General features: G+C 38.2%; 19 protein-coding genes. 9 read left to right on the forward strand and 10 right to left on the reverse strand.

What is annotated here, in order from left to right:
- Positions 1–56: 56 nt before the first annotated feature.
- Entirely contained in the window at positions 57–2,459 is a 2,403-nt protein-coding gene (locus L1283_RS13810; protein ID WP_075992822.1) for an outer membrane beta-barrel protein, read from the reverse strand.
- A 247-nt stretch (positions 2,460–2,706) separates the two neighbouring features.
- Between L1283_RS13810 and L1283_RS13815 the strand changes: the two genes are divergently transcribed.
- A complete protein-coding gene (locus L1283_RS13815; RefSeq protein WP_075992821.1) occupies positions 2,707–3,729 on the forward strand; it encodes a bestrophin family protein in 1,023 nt (340 codons plus the stop codon).
- Positions 3,730–3,735: 6 nt separating this feature from the next.
- Here L1283_RS13815 and L1283_RS13820 read toward each other — a convergent pair whose 3' ends face one another.
- The gene (locus tag L1283_RS13820) at positions 3,736–4,194 is read right to left on the reverse strand and encodes an Lrp/AsnC family transcriptional regulator (protein ID WP_088161733.1); all 459 of its coding nucleotides are present in this window, start codon (positions 4,192–4,194) and stop codon (positions 3,736–3,738) included.
- Positions 4,195–4,338: 144 nt separating this feature from the next.
- Between L1283_RS13820 and L1283_RS13825 the strand changes: the two genes are divergently transcribed.
- Positions 4,339–5,544 carry an aminotransferase class I/II-fold pyridoxal phosphate-dependent enzyme gene (locus tag L1283_RS13825; protein ID WP_075992820.1) on the forward strand — a complete coding sequence of 402 codons (1,206 nt, stop codon included), beginning with the start codon at positions 4,339–4,341 and terminating at the stop codon, positions 5,542–5,544.
- Between the two features lie 209 nt (positions 5,545–5,753).
- Positions 5,754–6,938, forward strand: coding sequence for a metallophosphoesterase (locus L1283_RS13830; protein ID WP_088161732.1), 1,185 nt, complete (start codon positions 5,754–5,756; stop codon positions 6,936–6,938).
- Between the two features lie 35 nt (positions 6,939–6,973).
- On the opposite strand, the gene L1283_RS13835 is transcribed toward L1283_RS13830, so the two are convergent.
- Together L1283_RS13835 and L1283_RS13840 are read right to left on the reverse strand one after the other, a co-directional pair.
- The gene (locus L1283_RS13835; RefSeq protein WP_075992819.1) at positions 6,974–7,378 is read right to left on the reverse strand and encodes an NUDIX hydrolase; all 405 of its coding nucleotides are present in this window, start codon (positions 7,376–7,378) and stop codon (positions 6,974–6,976) included.
- 99 nt (positions 7,379–7,477) lie between these two features.
- On the reverse strand, positions 7,478–8,305 hold the full coding sequence (locus L1283_RS13840; protein WP_232475539.1) for an ankyrin repeat domain-containing protein: 828 nt from the start codon (positions 8,303–8,305) through the stop codon (positions 7,478–7,480).
- Between the two features lie 230 nt (positions 8,306–8,535).
- Between L1283_RS13840 and L1283_RS13845 the strand changes: the two genes are divergently transcribed.
- Together L1283_RS13845 and arr are read left to right on the forward strand one after the other, a co-directional pair.
- Entirely contained in the window at positions 8,536–9,747 is a 1,212-nt protein-coding gene (locus L1283_RS13845) for an amidohydrolase (protein WP_429626266.1), read from the forward strand.
- A gap of 225 nt (positions 9,748–9,972) precedes the next feature.
- Positions 9,973–10,716 carry an NAD(+)--rifampin ADP-ribosyltransferase gene (gene arr, locus L1283_RS13850; protein WP_075992817.1) on the forward strand — a complete coding sequence of 248 codons (744 nt, stop codon included), beginning with the start codon at positions 9,973–9,975 and terminating at the stop codon, positions 10,714–10,716.
- Positions 10,717–10,748: 32 nt separating this feature from the next.
- Here arr and L1283_RS13855 read toward each other — a convergent pair whose 3' ends face one another.
- Both L1283_RS13855 and L1283_RS13860 read right to left on the reverse strand, forming a co-directional pair.
- Complete coding sequence (locus tag L1283_RS13855; protein ID WP_075992816.1) at positions 10,749–11,333, reverse strand: hypothetical protein; 585 nt, start codon at positions 11,331–11,333, stop codon at positions 10,749–10,751.
- 324 nt (positions 11,334–11,657) lie between these two features.
- The gene (locus tag L1283_RS13860) at positions 11,658–12,224 is read right to left on the reverse strand and encodes a YceI family protein (protein WP_075992815.1); all 567 of its coding nucleotides are present in this window, start codon (positions 12,222–12,224) and stop codon (positions 11,658–11,660) included.
- Between the two features lie 198 nt (positions 12,225–12,422).
- Here L1283_RS13860 and L1283_RS13865 point away from each other — a divergent pair, with 198 nt between their 5' ends.
- Complete coding sequence (locus L1283_RS13865; protein WP_286767300.1) at positions 12,423–13,478, forward strand: NAD(P)-dependent alcohol dehydrogenase; 1,056 nt, start codon at positions 12,423–12,425, stop codon at positions 13,476–13,478.
- 16 nt (positions 13,479–13,494) lie between these two features.
- Here L1283_RS13865 and L1283_RS13870 read toward each other — a convergent pair whose 3' ends face one another.
- Entirely contained in the window at positions 13,495–13,962 is a 468-nt protein-coding gene (locus tag L1283_RS13870; protein WP_286848237.1) for a GNAT family N-acetyltransferase, read from the reverse strand.
- Positions 13,963–14,284: 322 nt separating this feature from the next.
- On the opposite strand from L1283_RS13870, the gene L1283_RS13875 reads away from it, so the two are divergent.
- Together L1283_RS13875 and L1283_RS13880 are read left to right on the forward strand one after the other, a co-directional pair.
- A complete protein-coding gene (locus L1283_RS13875; RefSeq protein ID WP_286848235.1) occupies positions 14,285–15,229 on the forward strand; it encodes an aldo/keto reductase in 945 nt (314 codons plus the stop codon).
- Between the two features lie 138 nt (positions 15,230–15,367).
- Positions 15,368–17,083: a hypothetical protein gene (locus L1283_RS13880; protein ID WP_429626267.1), complete on the forward strand. Its 1,716-nt coding sequence runs from the start codon at positions 15,368–15,370 to the stop codon at positions 17,081–17,083.
- A gap of 45 nt (positions 17,084–17,128) precedes the next feature.
- Here L1283_RS13880 and L1283_RS13885 read toward each other — a convergent pair whose 3' ends face one another.
- Positions 17,129–17,860: a DUF3667 domain-containing protein gene (locus L1283_RS13885; RefSeq protein ID WP_083663647.1), complete on the reverse strand. Its 732-nt coding sequence runs from the start codon at positions 17,858–17,860 to the stop codon at positions 17,129–17,131.
- A gap of 84 nt (positions 17,861–17,944) precedes the next feature.
- Positions 17,945–18,751 (reverse strand): DUF5694 domain-containing protein, encoded by an 807-nt coding sequence (locus L1283_RS13890; protein ID WP_198385912.1) that lies wholly within the window; start codon positions 18,749–18,751, stop codon positions 17,945–17,947.
- 149 nt (positions 18,752–18,900) lie between these two features.
- Between L1283_RS13890 and L1283_RS13895 the strand changes: the two genes are divergently transcribed.
- Positions 18,901–19,656, forward strand: coding sequence for a response regulator transcription factor (locus L1283_RS13895; protein WP_145326840.1), 756 nt, complete (start codon positions 18,901–18,903; stop codon positions 19,654–19,656).
- Between the two features lie 59 nt (positions 19,657–19,715).
- On the opposite strand, the gene msrB is transcribed toward L1283_RS13895, so the two are convergent.
- Positions 19,716–20,711, reverse strand: a complete 996-nt coding sequence (gene msrB, locus L1283_RS13900) for a peptide-methionine (R)-S-oxide reductase MsrB (protein WP_232475538.1) — start codon at positions 20,709–20,711, stop codon at positions 19,716–19,718.
- Positions 20,712–20,798 lie beyond the last annotated feature (87 nt).

Here is a 20,798-nt window from a genome sequence, read left to right on the forward strand (position 1 = left end):
TAGATAGTTCAGTTTTGCGGCTCAATGAGCCGCAAAGATAAAAAATAGTGGTACATTTATAATCTTCCTTTCTCCTCCATACTGCTTGATTCCATTCGTTTTGCTTTAAAGGTAGTGCCGGTTTTGAAGTTATATAGTAAAGAAATGGAGCATACACGCGATTGCTCCTTGTGCATTATCCAGATTTTAGTATTGTTAAAATAACTTGTCGCCCGATAATTATTGGTAAAAAAGATGTCGCTAATATTTGCCTTGGCAACCAATTGATCTTTGATTAATTTTTTCTGAATCCCTAGATCAACGGAGCCGATGGCTTTAGTTACAATATTTCCAAGTAACATTTGGGGGGTGTAAAAAGCATTCAGATTTATACTATATCCTTTGCCAAAGGAAATTTCTTGTTCTGTCTGTAATATAAAAGAAGCTTTCTTTAGATTAAAATAGGGGGAAGTTGAACGTGTATGAGTGAATAAAATCGTGTTCGTACTTGACCAGCAGGGTAGCAATGAAATGGGAGCGCTCAGAGTGGCCGTCCATACTCCTTGAGTCCCCACGTTGTCTTTAATAATCGTTAACAGTTCTTCTTCTGCCTGGTTGCGTATAATTTGCGAGATCGCATTTTTGGTATGGGAATAGTTCAAAGCAGTATAATATTTTTCTTTCCATAATCCACTAATTTCGAACGAATTTGTGAACTGCGGTTTCAGAAAGGGATTTCCTGTCTGTACGGAATAATTATCTATATAATATTTATAAGGGTTTAAATCAAAATATGAGGGCCGTTTAATTCTTCTATTGTAGGTAAGTGATACATAATTGCTTCCCTGCGAGTTTAAATTCTTCTTTAAAAAAAAACTTGGGAACAAATTGAAATAGCCTTGTGCGAGTTTGTCCCTTTGCTCGCTCAAAAGTTGTCCTTGAATATTGGATTTCTCGCCTCTTAATCCCAATTGATAATCTATTTGGGCCCATTTTCCCGTATAATTTGCATAGGTAGCATAAATTCGTTCTTTGTAATCGAACTGGAAATCAAGGGCAGGCATTGGCATCCAGGCCTGATGAAAGACCTGGTATCGATTGGTATTCATGATATCCGTTGCGGTCGCTTTTACACCAATTGATAAATTGCTTCCAGATTTAGTTATCCAATTATACTTTGCGTCGCCAGTAAAAATTTTTGCTTCGCTGGGATAATCCAATCTGAACAAAGTATCACTGCGTATGTTACCATTCGCATCGAAATCGACACTATTGCTGATACTATTTCCGCTTCGTTGATTGTGTGTATAATCGATGGCAAGGCTGAATTTCGAATGTAAACTGTCTGTTTCCAAAACATAATTTAAACCGAGATTTTGGTAGTTAGATTTTGATTCAGATGGGAAGCTACCTTGCGAGCGGATGTTTTTTGCCGCATCGGGATAGGTAATTGTCGAATGCGCCATGGATGGTCCAAGGAAACTGCTGTATTGACCGGTGTAGGAAAAGCCTAGAAATTGTTTCCCCGTGAAATCATAGGTCGCACCAAGCCGTATACGGTCGTTTTTGTTGGTCTGAGTGTTTTCCGTTTCTTGCTGATATAATCCCTGATTTGGAAAATCTCGTCGTTGTTTTAGTTCCTCGTATGACTTTGCACGACTATGGGAATAACTTGCCATTAAACCAACTTTACCTAGTTGATAATTCAAACCTGCATAAGGAGTGTACGTTACATATTTTCCAAGCCCAATTGCATAGTCATTGCCAATATAACCATTGAGTCCCTGTTTATCTTGCTTTTTTAGCACAATATTGATGATACCACCACTGCCTTCTGCATCGAACTCTGCCGAGGGATGTGCGATAATCTCAATGGATTGGATGTCGTTGGAACGCAAGGTTTGAAGGTAGTTCCTGAGATCATTTCCCGCGAGGTTAATACTTTTGCCATCGACAAGAATACGTGTTCCTACAACTCCATTAATGGAGATTTGACCATTGTTAACGAATACCCCGGGAGCCATTTTAAATAATTCCAAAGCTGATTTTCCAGAAGCATTGGCGGTTTGTGCTACGTTCATAATGATGCGGTCAATTTTTCGCTGTATTGTTGGTTTGCGCTTATTTACTGTTACTTCATCTAACATGAGGTTGGATAGTAGTGATTTTGGGACAATGAACGCTAGCGGGGCTTTAAGGTCGTTAATTTCAATTTTTTGTTGCATTTTGAGTACATTTTCCACGCGAATCGAAACGAGGTAAGTCCCTTTTTCGGTAAGCGTTAACTGAAAATTTCCATGTTCATCTGTTATTTTTTCAATGAGAGAATCTTTCTTTACATCTAGTGCACGAAAGGCTAATGAAGCATAGGGGATCGACGCGCCATATTGATCCGAGACTTTACCAACAATGGCGGTTTGGGCGAACAGGAAGTTGTTAAGAAGAAAGGTGATGAGACTGAAAGTAATTAATTTGATCATAAATTTTGAATAATTATTCAAAACTAGTTTCGCTGGTGGCTTATTTCAATTTTTTTGGATATAAGGAAACCTTTTAGGGATGGAAGCCGTAAATTTAAGGATAAGCCATTAAAAGCGACGAGGTTTATTGTTATAAAAATGAGCGGAATAAAATATCATCGTGTCGAAAACAATTTAGCGTATTGGACAGTTACAATTTAAATTGTACTTTCATAACGTTTTTAATAAAGGAAGATATTTAATTTTTATGATCACAACCAAGTATTTTAACCATCGACAAATATTTAATTTAGCGGGCGCACATTTAATATGGCTGACGCTTTGGTGCTCTCTGGTGGCGGTCATCTATTATTTTTTTAATTGGCAGTGGATGATAATTCCTTGGGTGCCATTGGCTTTGATTGGAACCGCTGAGGCTTTTTATGTCGGGTTTAAGAATAATCAGGCCTATGATAGACTTTGGGAAGCCCGGAAAATCTGGGGAGGGATTGTCAATTCAAGTCGCTCTTTCACTGCAATGTTATATGCCTTTGATACTCAAGATGGTGATCATACCGATTTGGAGGAGCGGAGGAAAAGGATTGCCTATCGCCATATCGCTTGGTTATATACTTTTCGTGAGCAGTTGTTGATCCCGACAGAATGGGAGCATGTCAGTTTGAAAAAACACTTTGGTTCAATGAATGTTAAACGGAACAGGCTGATAAAGGCTGGCTTTCCTGATTACAGTAGAACATCGATTTTTTTGCGCAAATACCTTTCTACAGATGAGTTTAAGTTGCAGAGTACCTATAAAAATTTTGCAACGTATTTGATTTCTAAACAAGCAAAGGAAGTTAATGCATTGAAAAATGATCAAATCATTTCGGATTTTAACCAAACGCAACTGCAGAATTGCCTGAATCAATTTTACGACTATCAAGGTCAGGCAGAAAGAATCAAAAAATTTCCTTCACCGAGACAGTTTGCCAGTACAGCATTTGTCTTTAATGTTATTCTCATCATTCTGCTCCCATTGGGCCTAGTAAATGAATTTGCGAAATTGGGCGACTGGGGGATATGGACGAGTATTCCTTTTTGTGTGGTAATTGGATGGATTTATATTGTGATGGAATTGGTCGGCGATTATACCGAAAATCCTTTTGGAGGACTCATGTTTGATGTGCCTATGCTTTCGATTTGTCGAACCATAGAAATTGATGTGTTGCAAATGGTGGGAGATGAGGATCTTCCGGAAGCAATAGCATCAAAAAATGGTGTTTTGGTTTAAATTTTCTTACAGATCAATTGCAATCGTATTTTTCACCTCAGCGATCATAAATGAGCTATGGGTGCTTGTAATATGCTGTAAGCTCGTTAATTTCGTTAACATAAAACTGCGATAATCTGCCATATCCTGGACACAAATCTTTAGGATATAGTCGTAGTCGCCACTCACGTGGAAACACTCGGTTACCTCCTGAAGGTTCATGACCTCTTTTTCAAATTGTAAAATATACTCCTTTTTGTGCTGTGTTAATTTTACGTGGCATAATACAAGGAAGTCTTTTGCTATTTTCTTTTTGTCAAGTATGGCGACATAGCCCGCGATAATTCCAGTATTTTCGAGTTTACGGACTCTTTCATAGACCGCTGTTACAGACAAGCTCAGTTTGTAGGAGAGTTCTTTGGTCGTTTGTTTGGCATCTTCCTGTAGAAAACGCAATAGCTTACGGTCAATCTCGTCAAATTGCATAGATTTTTTTTTGGTTTTTACTAGCTCGTTTTAAATCAGCTAGATGTTTTAACTAATTATTGTTTGTATAATAGATTTATATTCTAAGATAAGTAAAATTACTTGTAATATAATTTGAAATATCTCAATTTTAAAGATAAAAACATGGAAAATTTTAATGCAGCAAATGAAATTCAAGATTTGCAATACTTTGGTGAGTTTGGAGGTGTGAACCCGTCAATTTCAGATAGCTCTACCTATACTTTTCTTTCCGCTAAAAAAATGTTCGACACATTTGAAGGGAATGCGGAAGGCTGTTATCTCTATTCAAGGCATTCGTCGCCGATGAATTTGTATTTGGCACAAGCCTTAGCAAAAATGGAGGATACCGCTGCGGCCAATGTAACATCTTCGGGGATGGGAGCGATTACAACAGTTCTTTTACAACTATGTAAAAGTGGTGACCATATCATTTCAAGTAGGACAATCTACGGTGGAACTTATGCCTTTCTTAAAAATTTTCTCCCGCCTTTCCAGATTGAGACGACATTTTTGGATATTAATGATGTCGAAGAACTCGAAAAATCGATAAGACCTAATACAAAAGTGTTGTATTGTGAAAGTGTGAGCAACCCTTTATTGCATGTGGCAGATTTAAGAAAACTTTCGGCCATCTGTAAAAAACACAAGCTAAAACTGATTGTCGACAATACGTTTTCTCCATTATCCATCTCACCAACACTTTTGGGAGCGGACATTGTCATTCATAGTTTAACGAAATTTATCAATGGCAGCAGTGACACAGTCGGTGGGGTTTATTGTGGAAGTCAGGAGTTTATTAATGAAACGAAAAATGTGAACACAGGTGCCTGTATGTTATTGGGGCCAACGATGGACAGCTTACGTTCGGCAAGTATATTGAAGAATTTAAGAACACTTCATATACGGATGAAACAACATAGTTATAATGCAATGTATCTTGCCGAACGGTTTGAGAAAGATGGATTAAAGGTATCTTATCCGGGCTTGCAGTCGCATCGAGATCATGAACTAATGAAAAACATGATGCATGAAACCTATGGTTTTGGTGGCTTAATGACAGTTGATGTGGAAACAACCGAAAAAGCCAATGAACTAATGGAACTGATGCAGGCTGAAAATTTAGGGTATTTAGCTGTCAGCCTAGGATTCTATAAGACCCTATTCTCCTGTTCGGGTAGCTCTACGTCGTCAGAAATTCCTGAGGAAGATCGTTTGAAGATGGGTATTTCCGATGGATTGATCAGGTTTTCCATTGGTCTAGATCAAGACATTGAGCGTACCTACCAAAAAATGAGAGCATGTATGCAAAAGACTGGAATTTTGGAGTAATAAGCAGTATTTCGGTTGGGTTCATTTATGGGATAATCAGACATCTTGACATGTTTTGGAGGAAACTATGGATAGTTTTCTGATTGATTGGAGTGCAAAAAGTTTCAATTGTCACATAGACATCACTATTTACGATGAAAGGGGCTGTAATAGCTCAAAAATCTCTTTTGGCATATCATTAGCAATTTAAAATCAATATTTTAGTTAATATGGCAAAGAGACTTTTACTGATATTATTCTTATTTGTTTTGGGTGATATCTATTTTTTTCAGGCTTTCAGTACAGTTATTCGTGGTTCGATTTGGCAGAACATGTATTGGGGGATTGATATCCTGTTGTTTTTTGGTGTTTTTACATTAATTTTTTTGCGGAGAGCGGGTTATGATGTCCAGGAGACAGCAACAAGTCTGATTACAGCATTTTTAATTGTTTTCATACCAAAATTGCTTGCTGTTCCCTTTTTATTTGTTGAAGATCTGATGCGTATTTTTCGTTCCTTTCCTCCACGTAGTATATTTTTGAGTGAGATTGTATTGTTTTTGGCGGGGGCCATGTTATTGGTTATTTTTTTCGGTTTAACGAAAGGTCGTTATTTTTATAAAGTGAGAGAGGAAGTATTGAGTTTTCCTGATCTACCTACGGCGTTTGACGGTTTTAAAATTACGCAGCTATCGGATATTCATTCTGGTAGTTTATCTGATATCAAAAGGGTACGTAAAGGTATCGAATTGGCAAATGCACAAAACAGTGATCTGGTATTGTTTACGGGTGATTTAGTCAATAATAAAGCTTCCGAAATGGAACCCTGGGTTTCGGACTTCAACCGATTAGAAGCTCCTTCGGGCAAGTTTTCAGTCCTTGGAAATCACGATTATGGGGACTACGTACAATGGGAAAGTGTTGAATCAAAAGCCTTAAATTTGAATAGGCTTAAGGAAATTCATCATGAAATGGGATTTAAATTGCTGCTAAATGAATCGATAGCAATAGAAAAGCAAGGTGAGCGTATTTCGTTAATTGGAGTTGAGAATTGGGGGAAAGGAGGGTTTCATCAATATGGTGATCTTGCTAAAGCAACCCTTGGATTGGACGCGGATACCTTCAAAATTTTGATGTCTCATGATCCTTCACATTGGGATCATGTTACTTTGGACTATGACCAACATGTCCATCTGACGCTGGCAGGACATACGCATGGTATGCAGTTTGGGATAGAACTATTTGGGTTAAAATGGAGTCCAATTCAATATTTTTATAAACAGTGGGCTGGACTCTATCAAAAACAAGGAAAATATCTTTATGTCAACCGCGGTTTTGGTTTTCACGGCCTAAAAGGTCGGATAGGTGTTTGGCCTGAAATTACGGTTATTACATTACGGAAAAGCGTTGTCTGATATTTTGGTATGAGAAACAACGCTCATCTGTTCTATCAATCGATAAGATTCATTTCCTTTAATCGGCTAAAGATAATCTGATCTACGGCAGAAGTCCTATGTTTGTCCTTATAGGTTAACCATTCAAATGTCTCGATTTCATTCGCTGGATGCAATACTCCTTCGAAATCAGAAAAGTAGCAGATCATTCTTACGAGCGTACCTTGATTTCGTCCATCGGCGATTGCTTCAAAGGTGCCCAAAAGGCGCATTGATTCTTCGACGATGTGCACAGAAAGCTCCTCCAGTATTTCTCTTTTTAAACAGGTAATATCGGATTCATTATTCTCTCGTTTACCACCAGGAAAGTAAAATTTTGTTTTAGTCTTGGAACGTGTGCTCAGGATTTTCCTATCTTTAATGCTAATTAAAGCAACTTTGTCTATTATTTTATGCTGCATATTGCAAAACTAGCCATTGAGAATGAAAAATCAGATAGCATAGTGAGATACTGCTTGAAATTTTATTCAAATTTAAGTTATTTAAAGGAAGATGAACCTTTATATTTCTGATGTTAGTATCTTAACAATTTCTTTGAAGCCTCTTTGTTTTGCGTGTTGCAAAGGGCTTGTGCCATTGAAGTCAGGAATATCCAATTTTGCCCCAGCATCTTTTAGAATCTGAATAATTTCCTGATATTTTTTACTTCCGTCACCGAGTACAACTGCTTCCATCAAAGCAGTCCATCCTAAACGATTGACATGGTCCAATGGGAAATTTTTGGTATTGGCCAATAATCTTACCGTTTCTACATATCCACGTTCACAAGCCGGGATTAAAGCTGTGCCATTATATCGATTAAATAAATCAAAGCGAGCGCCGTGATATAAGAAAAGTTTGACGAGTTCAACTTGCCCACTTGCTCCTGCGTATAAAAATGGGCTGTCCATATTGTCGGCCTGAAGGTTGACATCGGCACCATACTCTACCAATAATTTAGCCATTTCAATATTTCCGTTGTTTGTCGCGATAAGTAGAATAGAACGTTTATTCGTATCTTCACTATTCACGTTGGCATTATTTTCTAGCGCTTTTTTCACTCCCTGTAAGTCATTTTTGGTGACCAATTTAATAATCTCTTCCTGGGACGGATTTTCAGTATATGAGTTTTCTGTTAATGCCGATCGGCACGAATTTGTTATGCTCATCATTATCAGGAGTATTAAAGTTGTTTTCATCATTTTATTGTGCTGTAATTTTTTCGATAAAGCCGAAGAAGCTTCGCTGTTTAATACAAAAATAGTAGCTAAGGCTGTTTTTACAATGTGGTTTTCATTCCATCTGTTGGACAATTTATTACTACAGTGTATTTTAAGTGTCGTTCTCATTGGTCTCATGCTGGCTGAAAGCACATTCGTTGTAGTTTCACCTTATGCATACTGTTGAGCAAAAGTCGGCGCTGTGATAAATTGTTCAAGTATCGAGATGTATTCTGCAAAAGATCTGGGAGAATCATTGCGACCTTTGTTTTGGTGATACTGAATAATAAAAGTGGAAAAATAATACCGTTTCTATTGTCCGGTAATTTTTAGAGAAAAAGAATATTATCAAAATAAATATGAAAGCTAAAACATATATTTTAAAAAACGTACGGCTTGAGACAGGATTCGAGTTTGATGGAAAGGAAGTTATAAGCACAAATACGGCTTTATTCTGTGTAGAAGTTGAAGAGGGTAAGATCAAAGGAATCAAACCAAATACTGCAAATGCTAATGCGATCGATGCAAAAGGACATTTGATGTTGCCGGCTTTTAAGGATATGCATGCCCATTTGGATAAAATGTTGTTTGGTCTGCCATGGGAAGCTGTATCGCCAACACGGCATACCGTAAAAGATATGATCGCGTATGAGCAGAAGATGATCCCAGAATGGTTAAGCACCTCAGTCGAAAGAACGGGCAAAATGCTGAATTTTCTGCAGGCATACGGAACTGATTTTATTCGTTCACATTTCAATGTTGATCCAACATCTGGACTAAAATCGTTAACAAATTTGGAAAAGGCACTGGCATCGAAAAAACACACGGTAGAAGCGGAGCTGGTTGCTTTTCCACAGCATGGCCTCTATTATACGGATACTTTACCCATTTTGAAGGATGTTGCAAAACTGGATGCTGTTAGTTTCATAGGTGGAGTAGATCCGTACTCTTTGGACGGAAGTATCGAAAAAAGTATGGAGCAGATTACACAGTTGGCGCTTGATAACAATAAGGGAATTGACATACACCTCCATGAAATGGGAGAAAGTGGTATGAAGACAATCGAGTTTTTGATCGACCGTACATTGGAAACCCCCCAATTAAAAGGGAAAGCTTTTGTTAGCCATGCTTTTGCACTTAGTCGTCTCACAAATGTCGACGCTGAAAAAATTGCGGCACGTCTCGCAGAAGCGGGGGTGGGAATCGTGTCCTCTGTGCCCTTTGGCAATATGATTATGCCTATTCCGACACTTCGGAAATATGGGGTGGAGGTTTTGATTGGAAATGACAATATTCAGGATCACTGGAATACGTTTGGCTCGGGAAACATGCTGCAGAAAGCGAATCTTATTGCTGAGCTTTATGGTTATGGAACAGAATTCGGCTTATCTAGAACACTTGCTTTCGCGACACGCTACAAATTGCCTTTGGACAATAATGGAAATCAACAATGGCCGAAAGTGGGTGATGAAGCAAGCATGGTTTTTGTTGATGCAAGTTGTTCCGCTGAAGCAGTTTCTCGTATTTCACCGGTGACTTCCTTGATACACAAAGGCAATATTGTATTCTAAGGAGACCATCTATCGGATAATTTAGCTGCTCTCTGGAGGCCAACTGTTTTCAGGATTCCAGCGAGAAATATTGAAAATAAGAGAACAATTTTGTTGAAGAGCCGGTTATTCTTAATAACTGGCTTTTTACATACATAGCCTTGCTTAAGTCCTGATGTTACTAAGGGTGTTCACTTATAACTACAGCGAGGATAATATTCGGTTGAATAGATAATAATTTATACGATGGAATTTTCACCATTTAACGGGGTTGTCAAACTTTGCCTAAAAGGCATACAATTGGAAGAAAACGGTAGACACGATGAAGCGCTGTCCTTTTTTGCAGAGGGTTATCGGGAGGCAAGCGATGACCATGAGAAGTTTATTGCAGCCTATTTTGTATCCCGGCAGCAGAAAACGGTGTCGGATCGTCTGAAATGGCTGCACATAGCCTTAGATCACGCATTGGTAATCAGTGATGATCGGACTACCAGTGCATTGCCCAGAATGTATTTGAAGATTTGTGCCTGTTACACAAGTTTAGGAGAAGAAGCAATGGCAAGTGAATATGCTAGGTTGGCCTCTTCTTATAAGAACATTCCCTTTGATAAGGGACCTTTTTATCACGGTACAAAAGCAGATGCACAAATCGGCGACTTATTGGTTCCAGGCTTCAATTCTAACTATCAAGCCGGCTTCAAAATGAATCATATTTATTTTACAGGTATGATGAATGGGGCCGGACTTGCAGCGGCCCTGGCAAAAGGTGAGCGCAGCGAGCGGGTATTTATTGTTGAACCTACCGGTGATTATGAGCATGACCCTAATCTGACGGACCAGAAGTTTCCCGGAAATCCGACACGTTCCTATAGATCTGAATTTCCATTAAAAATTATAGGTGAGGTTGCTGAATGGGTAAAACCAGGTGTTCAGGAACTTGAAAAATTTCGTGATAAACTAGATCAGAATGGTGGCGAGATTATCAATTAAGAAACCTGGAGCGGTTGCTCCGGCAATTGGAATTATGTCTTACTGATAACAATCTTACTGATGACTTCAAAATCTGAAATTCGATAATCGTCGTCAAAAAATAACCCGTTGATATAACGTTGTATAGGATAGAACAGATCGGACGGTGTATCACCGAAAAACGTTTTGAAATCGTTCGGAATAGAATACAGATAATTGTATTGCCCTTTACCCAAACTAATACCGCCGATCTTTTTGAGATAACCCGTTATCTTATGTTTATTTTTGTTGGAGAATGCTTCTTTCGTCTCTATAAAATAATCTTCAATGTAAAAATTACGGATATCCTGAAGATTAAGTATGCTATTTGGAGCAGGTTTGATACGTCTTGAATAGGATACATCAACCAAAATACAACTGGCTTTATGCGCTTTCGAGAGATCAATAAAGTAGCCTTCATCGACCATAAGGTGTTTACTGTCTTTATATACACCGAGCAGCATTTCATTGATCTCCCGATCCGAATAATCGGATATATTAGAAGATCTTCCCAACTTTTCAAATGCGAGGTCACTTTCACTCCAATTTTTTCTAATTCTATTAAGCTCGTGTTGTTGAAAAGTTTTTATTTTCTCCATATATAATTTGTCTAACCTTACTTTAGCGAGTTTAAAGATAATTTTAAAACTTTACTTTCATCAATCTTATCGCTTGCTAAGTGCAATTTGAATCAAATCTAATTTAACAGAGTCTTTGTTTAGTGTTGTAGCACAGCGCTAATGCGCTATTTCTGAGGAAGAATAAGTGCCACACTGTTGGATTTTCCGTGCCGGTATGAGGTGACATCACAGCCTTAAGTAGTCTGTGTGTAAAAGCAGCTCGAGTAAATTATGTCGATTCTCGGTGCGATTATTCAATGAAGGAAGAGCCGCCTGTATTAACAGAGGGCTCTTATGAGGTTTTTATTTTACAGCCTTAAGCACGATATCTAAGGTGAATTCATCATCGATGGCGCGATTGCCTAAGTCGGAGAAAAAGCTTGCTGAACGATACTGTATATCAAAGTCCAGTCGATTTACCTTAACTCCTATAGCTTCAGCAGAAAGTCCGTCTGCAGTTGTGGTGACTTTTGCTGGAAAGGAGATCGATTTTGTTTTATTCTTAATCGTCAGATTACCCGTTATGATTGGATTACCTTTGCTATTATCAACTTTACTGATGACAAATTTACTGCTGGGGTAGGTAGGCACATTGAAGAAATCTTCATTTTTTAGGTGCCCGGTCAATTTAGGAGCATCAGTACAAGCCATGGAATTCATATCTATGGTAAAACCACCGCCGGTAATTTTCCCCTTTTCTGTCTGTACCGTTCCATCTTGTATATTGATTGTTCCCACATGTCCCCCGACAACTTTTTTCGCATTCCATTTGATTGTCGAATTTTGCGTGTTCACTTTGTAGCTTATCTTTTGGGCGAAGGCCATTGATGTTAAGCAAATAATTGCTAGCGTTAGACTGGTTCTTTTCATTGAAGTGATTTATATGAACTCAAATATACATGGTCTTGTGCGGATAGTTCTATGTTTAAACTTGTTTTTTTGTTTGCGCAGTGTCAATATTGTGCCTGCCTTTCTTTATTCGTCATCGATACCCGCTAACTTAGTACAGCGTAAATAGGGGATCGAAGATATCTTCGTATCCAAATTGTGGTCTATAAAAAAGATAATATGATTAAGTCGAAAGGTTATGCGGCGAAAGACAGTAGTTCTCCACTTGAATACTGGGAGTTTGAAAGGAGAGAGCTTGGTGCAAACGATGTTTTAATAGATATCTTGTACAGCGGGATTTGTCACTCCGATATTCATCAAGTACATGATGAGTGGGGTGGTACACAATACCCAATTGTTCCCGGGCACGAAATTGTTGGTCGGATAAGTGCAGTTGGTCCTGGAGTGACTAAGTTCAAAAAAGGTGACCTGGCAGGTGTCGGTTGTATGGTCGCTTCCTGTGGCGAATGCGATAACTGTAAGTCAGACCAACAACAGTTCTGTTCAGAAAAAAAGACCGTCTGGACGTACAACAGTAAAGATGTGATGCATGATCACAGCTTTACTTTTGGTGGTTATAGCAATAATATTGTTGCGGATGCAGATTTTGTGCTGCATGTGCCGGAATCTTTGGACATTAAAAAGGTGGCACCGCTACTCTGCGCTGGAATCACCACCTATTCGCCATTAAAAAGATGGAATATTAGTAAGGGGCATAAAGTTGGTGTGTTGGGCTTAGGCGGATTGGGACACATGGCTGTTAAAATTGCAGTGGCAATGGGGGCAGAAGTTACAATGATAAGCCATTCACCACGCAAAAAGGACGATGCCGCTCTACTTGGAGCACACAAATTCTTAAATACCCATGAGGCCGATGAAATAAAGAAATTCTCCTCGTATTTTGATTTTATTATTGATACCGTATCGGCACCACATGACTATAACCTCTATCTTGCATTATTGAAAACAAAAGGAGTTTATATTTGCGTGGGGATTCCAGCTGCACCCATGGAAATTAATGGACGCTCAATCATGGGGGGAAATAAGATCCTAACGGCTTCCAGCATCGGGGGAATACAGGAAACGCAGGATATGCTTGATTTTTGTGCTGAACATAATATTCTACCCGAAACAGAAATGATTGATATCGATTATGTAAATGAGGCGTATCAAAGAGTATTGGATAGTGATGTGAAATATCGTTTTGTAATCGATATGTCGTCTATTGAAAAGTAATGAAAAAACAGGTCGGTTAAAGAGCCGACCTGTTTTTTAAAATCTTATCCTTGTTTGAGTACTTCATATGATATGAATGCTCATCTTCTCCGATAATTTCGAAACCAAGACTAAAGTAGAGCTTTTGCGCTTTATTGGTTTTTAATACATGTAATGAAATCGACTTCCCTTCGTAAATTGCTTCATTTATAAGGTCTTTTAATATCTTTTTTCCTAGCCCTTTCCCTTGGTATCGGGGATCGATCTGTATTTGAATCAACTCGATATGAGCCCGTCCTTTCTCGGTTTTCAAAAGTCCGATAGGGATATGGTTGTATTCAATGATAGCAGCATGTTCAAATTTGTATTTAATTCTTTGTAGATGTGAATCCCTCGTTGTGGGTAAAGCAGCGGCTATTAAATGTTGGGTCATTGTCTTTAATCGTAGATCTAAAAGAAAAGTCAAATCACTTTCCATTGCTCGTCTATATACTATTGGGATCATAGATGATTGGGTTTTATCAATGTAATCTGTTCAATCTATCGAAGGCTTTATCTGACATGCTCAAAGAAGGTCAGATTGATATGGGCCATGAGTACGAAGATAAGATTTTTAGCTATGAGCACAATGATCTGATCGAAAGTCGGCTGCAATTTAGTATAATCATAGTAACTGCGTACTAAATTGCAATAGCGTACTTTAATCTTTTTGACATTTAGATGTGAAGAATGCTGGCGTGGCTCAAGATGAATACCGTAACTTTAGCTTTATAGCTGTACTTACATAGCGATTTTTTATTTAAAGGAACAATAAACAGATAATTTCAATGAAAAAGGTAGAAATACAACACACAGATTTGCAGATAGCTCCAATTAATTTTGGCGGGAATGTTTTTGGCTGGACATTAGATGAGCAAAAATCGTTTGAAATGCTAGATAAATTTGTAGGAGCAGGATTTAATTTTATCGATACGGCAGATACGTATTCTTGGTGGGTGAATGGAACCGGCGGGCAGTCCGAAGAAATTATTGGGAAATGGTTAAAAAGCCGTGGCAACCGTCAAAATATAGTAATCGCAACAAAAGTTGGATCCGAGACTAAGGAGCACGGGTATGATATCTCAAGAAAACATATTTTGAAATCTGCTGATGAATCGTTGCGACGATTGGGAGTAGATCATATTGATTTATACTATACCCACTTTGACGATAACGTAACACCTGTGGAGGAGACATTGTCGGCTTATGCTGACTTAATAAAAGCAGGCAAGGTACGTTATATTGCCGCTTCTAATCTATCGCCGATGCGGTTAACGGAAAGCTTTGATGTTGCGGAGAAAAATGGTCTTCCTAAATATGTTGCTTTGCAACCGCATTACAATTTGGTAGAGCGCGCAGGTTTTGAAACAGATTATGCGGGATTGGTCGAGAAGTACGGTTTGAGCGTATTTCCATATTGGTCGCTTGCTGCAGGTTTCTTGACCGGTAAATACCGTACTGAAGCTGACTTTGATAAAACGGCTAGGGGTGGTGGGATCAAAAAATATTTTGATGCTAAAGGTAAAGCTGTCCTAAAAGCGCTCGATGTTATCTCCGAGAAACACGGGACAAAACAGGCTACTGTAGCATTAGCATGGTTGTTGGCTAAACCGCTAATTACCGCTCCCATTGTAAGTGCTACAAGTGAGAGTCAATTGGATACGCTATGTGCGGCGCCGACTCTTAAATTAGATACGGAAGATATTGAATTATTAAATGAGGTCAGCAAATGAAATAGTGATAAAGCGTAAAAACAAAATCCCTACATTTCTTAGGGATTTTGTTTTATTGGGAAGCGGTTCCTAATAGAAGGTAGAAATTGCTTACGCATTTTAACAAGTTTATCGTAAATTGGAGCCTAAATTGATCTTATGAAACAGTTCCTGATATTATTTTCTTTCATGCTTTTTGGCAGAAGTTATGCGCAAATACTTACACCTTATGAACGGGGTAATGGCAATCAATCGACAACTTTTGAGGAAATGCGGGCATATTATCAGGAATTGGCACGGAAATATACAACAATTCACTATGAAACACGGGGAGAAGACGATAACAATAAACCAATAGATGTTGTTGTATTTAATCCGTTTGGAAAGACACTGGAAGTGGCTAGGGAAGAGAAGTGCGTTTTATTGGTCAACAATGGTATTCATCCTGGAGAGCCAGACGGTATTGATGCGACTATGATGCTTATGCGCGATTTGGCAACAGGAAAGATAAAGGCACCTCAAAATGTTATTGTTGTTGCGCTGGCGAGTTATAATGTGAGTGGGATGTTAAATCGTGGGAGCTTTTCTAGAGCTAATCAAAATGGCCCTGAAGAGTATGGTTTTCGTGGAAATGCAAGACACTATGACTTAAATAGGGATTTTATTAAGACAGATACTAAAAACTCGCGGAGCTTTCAGCGGATTTTCCAATGGGTCAAACCAGATGTTTTTATAGATAATCATGTCAGCAATGGAGCCGATTATCAGTACACCTTCACCTATATCTCAACAAACAAAGAACGTTTAGGAAACCTTTTGGGAAATTATTTTAACAGCCACATGCAAAAGAACTTACTCAAGGATCTCCAAAAGAAAGGATTTATGTCTGTTCCCTATGTCAACATCCACAACGATGTGCCCGATGGTGGTTTTCCAACCTTTATGGATTCGCCAAGATACGCAACAGGCTACACCAGTCTATTTAATGTAATCGGAACTGTTGTGGAAACAGATATGTTGAAACCTTATCAAGAACGTGTCAAAGCGACTTATGACTATATGCGTTGTAACTTGGATTTTATCGAACAGAATTATAAGGTGATTAAACAAAAAAGAGCTGAAAACCTAAAGCAATATCAAATAGGGGATAAATATGCCATAGCATGGAAGCTTGATTCATCAAAATATGAATCGCTGGAATTTAAGGGCTTCGAGGCAAAATATAAACCAAGTGACGTTTCTTCGAAAGATAGGTTGTGGTATGATAGAAACGCTAAGTTTTCAAAACAAGTTAAGTTATATAATACATATGTTCCGACAAAAGAAGTGACGATTCCATCGTATTATGTCATTCCGCAGTCTGAATGGAAAGTTATTGAATTGTTGACACTCAATCAAATCAAGATGATTCCGCTTAAACAAGATTCTGTTATTGCGGTGGAACAGTATAGGATTAAGGATTTCAAGACAACTTCAAGTCCATATGAAGGACATTATTTACATTTTGACACCAGTCTCCTTAGGGAATCCAACAAGGTAAACTTCAGTGCCGGTGATTTTTTGGTCCCTTTGAACCAGGACGGTGTGAAGTTTCTGCTGGAAACCTTGGAACCTGAAGCAATAGACTCTTATTTTAATTGGAATTTCTTTGATGCGATCTTAGGACAGAAAGAATACTATTCAGCTTATGTTTTTGAAGATACAGCAGCCAAGCTTCTAAAAGAGAATAAAGATTTAAGATCTGCCTTTGAACGCGAAAAGATGAACAACCCTAAACTTGCTGCAAGTAGTAGTGCGCAGCTGGATTGGATATACAAACATTCACCTTATTATGAAGAGTCACATCTTCTTTATCCCATTTATCGCATCAATTGATGATGGTGGCTTCTTAGATACATGTCTGCATCAGTCAAAAAAATGCTATTTTATAAGTACATCCAATGTAATACCAATGAAAAGTATGACGATCAAATAGGAGAAAAAACCTATTATTGAAGCGGCAAATGCTTTAAAATAGTTGATCTTTTTAGCTTTATCAAAAAACTGTCCTATGGCCCAGGAGTAATATATACAAATTACTAAAGTTGCATATAGGATTAAACTTTGGTGCGTGATACCGTCAATTATTGCAAAAAGTGCATAAATTAACATTGTCATCCCCATAATAAAACATAATAAGATGATGATTTCAAAAAGATTATAACCGTATTTTTTAAAAAATAATTTAGTCCAAAGGGCAATAAAGAACCCCATAATAATGTTAGCATAACCATAATGACCTTGTAGCCATCGAAAGATGTTGGTTGTGATGACGAGTTTGCTTTCAATACCATGGCTGTCGATTGATTGCAAATAGCGCTCTTCAGTATGGAAAAAGTGGGCAATAATAGAATACACTAAAGATGTGACAATAACGAAAATAATAGGTTTGACCAGTCGGCTGCGATTTTCAGAAATGTAGTTTTGCACATTCTTACCTGGAGCTGTCACCAATTCTCGAATGGTATAGAGAATACCGCGTTCAAAGTGAAGCACATGTTCTATTTCGTGGGTGATGTAATGAGCGTCTATCCTTTTTAGCGTCGCAGGTTGGCCACAATCGGGACAGAATTTTGATGTAATGCCCGTGCCACAGTTTCTGCATGTGATCATGTTGAAGTGTTTCTTTAAGTAATTAAGGTTTGTTAATCTGTTTCATTCGAAAGTCGCCAAAAGAGTCTTTGCTTACCGATGGTTTTATTGAAGGTATTCGGCAACCTCTACGAGTTTGTATTTGGGGCTCCGTTGCAAAAGTTCACCAAGGAAAGCTGCGTGAGTAGCGCCCGTGATTAGCAAAATTCGATCCTGCCCAGTGACTGGGATCTGATTTAAATTGGAGAATATCCGTAGATTTCTTCGGTAGAATTTACTGGCTTCATCTGCTCCTTCAAAATTACCTTTTGTACTGCTGTAGGTTAAGATATCGGCGTTTACATTGATAAACTTTTGCAAGGTCTCTTTTTGATTAAATACCTTTAATTTTTCTAAAATGGAGAGTTTATCAATATGGGTGAATTCCTGCATAATTTTTCCCATGTAGCTTTTATAGGTTACACTGTCTACCTGATTCTCCAACTCATTTGCAATGTTGTAATTATAAGCAGCAGTTTGTTGTTCATCAATTCCATAAATTTTTTTTACCCCTGCAAGTTTGCCAACTTCATATGCAATTATGGCTATTTCACCACCGAACTTAGCTTTATATCCTTTATCTTTAATAAAAGAGCTGTAATCGCCGTTCAATTCTTCGTTTTTTTCAGGAATGATTTCCACGCAGATGATAGTTGGTTTAAAGTCTGCCAATAGTTTGGCTACTTGGTATGTTTCTTTTCTGTTTTTTTGATCTTTTTCGTCAAATTCCACTTTATGTGCATCAGGCGTATAGCTCATGTGAAATGTCCCAAAATTTAGAACCTCAATTTTCTGCTGTGCATAGCTGTTTCCAAAAAATAAGATCCCGATAGCGATTCCAATATTTCGAATTTGAATAGTGTTAATAAGCATTTGTGTAAGAAGTGGTTTTATGTTTTTTCCGGCTTTTCGTTCAGTTAGCTATATTTCTTAGCTGTTTTGTCCAAAAGTATTACAGTTTGTCCAAATAAAAGCTACACTTGAGTGTAGTTTTAATTAACTTCGACATTTAGAATTTCGTTATGGATTTTAACGCGCTATTTTCACAAAAAAATACTGTTGATCGTCTTTCAGAAAAGGACATCCAGCAGACCCACGGCTATATTGAGCTCGTCAAAGCCTTCTCACGGATTACTTATCAGAGTATTTACCTAATCGATTACCAAGCTAAAAGTTTTGAGTTTGTTTCAGACAACCCGCTGTTTCTAGCTGGTTTAACAGCCAAAGAGGTGATGGAAATGGGCTATGGCTTTTATCAAAAATATGTTCCATCTGATGATTTCCAGATGCTCATTAAGATTAACGAAGCGGGGTTTAGCTTTTATGAAAAAATACCCATTGAGGAACGGAAGCTTTATGTTATATCGTATGATTTTCAGATACAAAATGCACACAACAAGTTTATTTTAATTAATCATAAACTGACACCTGTTTTTTTGACAGAAGAGGGGAAAATATGGAAAGCAATTTGTATCGTGTCTTTATCCACTAATATATCTTCAGGTAACGTGACTATCGAAAAGTTGCACTCCAACTTAGTATGGGAATTGGATCTGTTGACTGGGAAATGGAACTCCCAGAAAAAGATTAATCTTACCGAACGTGAAATAGAGATTTTACGTTTTTATCATCGAGGTCTGACCATTCATGAAACTTCGGAGAAAATTTTCGTTTCCATTGATACGGTGAAATTTCATCGGCGAAAATTATTTGAAAAGCTAGGGGTAAGCAACATGAATGAAGCATTGGTTTTTGCATTGAATAATAGGTTATTATAAGGGTAGCCTGAAGGATTCTGAAATGTTCAGAGCAAGCGCCTCCAATGAGGCGCTGCAGCCTATTTTTTTACCAATAATGGCAAATACTTTTCGTAACCCTGTGCTTTCATCTTGTCTTTTGGAATAAATCGAAGTGAAGCACTGTTTATACAATAGCGCAGACCACCTTTATCTGCCGGTCCATCGTTAAAAACGTGGCCAAGGTGTGCATCACCAGTTTTGCTGCGTACTTCCGTTCTGCGCATCCCGTACGAATTGTCGGAGTGTTCTTGAATCAGGCTATCGCTAATCGGTTTGGAAAAACTGGGCCACCCACATCCCGATTCAAATTTATCTGTAGAAACAAATAAGGGTTCTCCGGTTGTGATATCGACATAAATACCTTCCCTAAATTCATCATTATAGGCATTGTCAAACGCGCGCTCCGTTGCACTGTTTTGTGTAACATCGTATTGCAATGTAGTCAACTCTTTCTTCAAGGTCTCCTTATCTGCTTTTTTATACGTGTTTTTAACGTCCGCTTTCGCTTTTTCGGGGTTGGCATTTCGCGCAAGTTTAAATAAATCAGGGCTTATATGGCAATAACCGCCAGGGTTTTTGTCCAGGTATTTTTGATGATAAGCTTCAGCATTATAATAATTCTGTAAAGGTTCTATTTCCACCACGATTTTGCTGTTGTATTGACTTGCTAAAGCAGCTATCTGTTCTTTGATAACAGCGGCATCATCCGCATTGGTATAATAGATTCCTGTACGGTATTGTGTACCGATATCGTTGCCTTGTTTATTTAATGAAGTTGGATCAATTGTTTTGAAGAAAAGGTCTACGAGAAGCTTTAGATCGACAAGCTCCGGGTCGAAGGTTACCTTTACCGTTTCGGCAAAACCTGAGGTTCCTGTCGAAACTTGTGCGTATGAAGGGTGCTGAAGGTTTCCATTGGCATAGCCAACTTCGGTTGCCGTGACCCCGCGGACTTGTTTAAAGAAATGCTCAGTTCCCCAGAAGCATCCTCCGGCAAAATAGACAACATGATCTTTTTGATTTATAGTATTCATAGTATTTTGTATTGACGGTTTTGAATCTTTCCCTTTTTGTGAAAAGCAAACCTTGCTGATCAGAAATAAGCCTGTCGCTATAGCAAG

Origin of the sequence: Sphingobacterium sp. HSC-15S19, assembly GCF_050433745.1 — a bacterium.
Classification (GTDB): Bacteria; Bacteroidota; Bacteroidia; order Sphingobacteriales; family Sphingobacteriaceae; genus Sphingobacterium; species Sphingobacterium siyangense.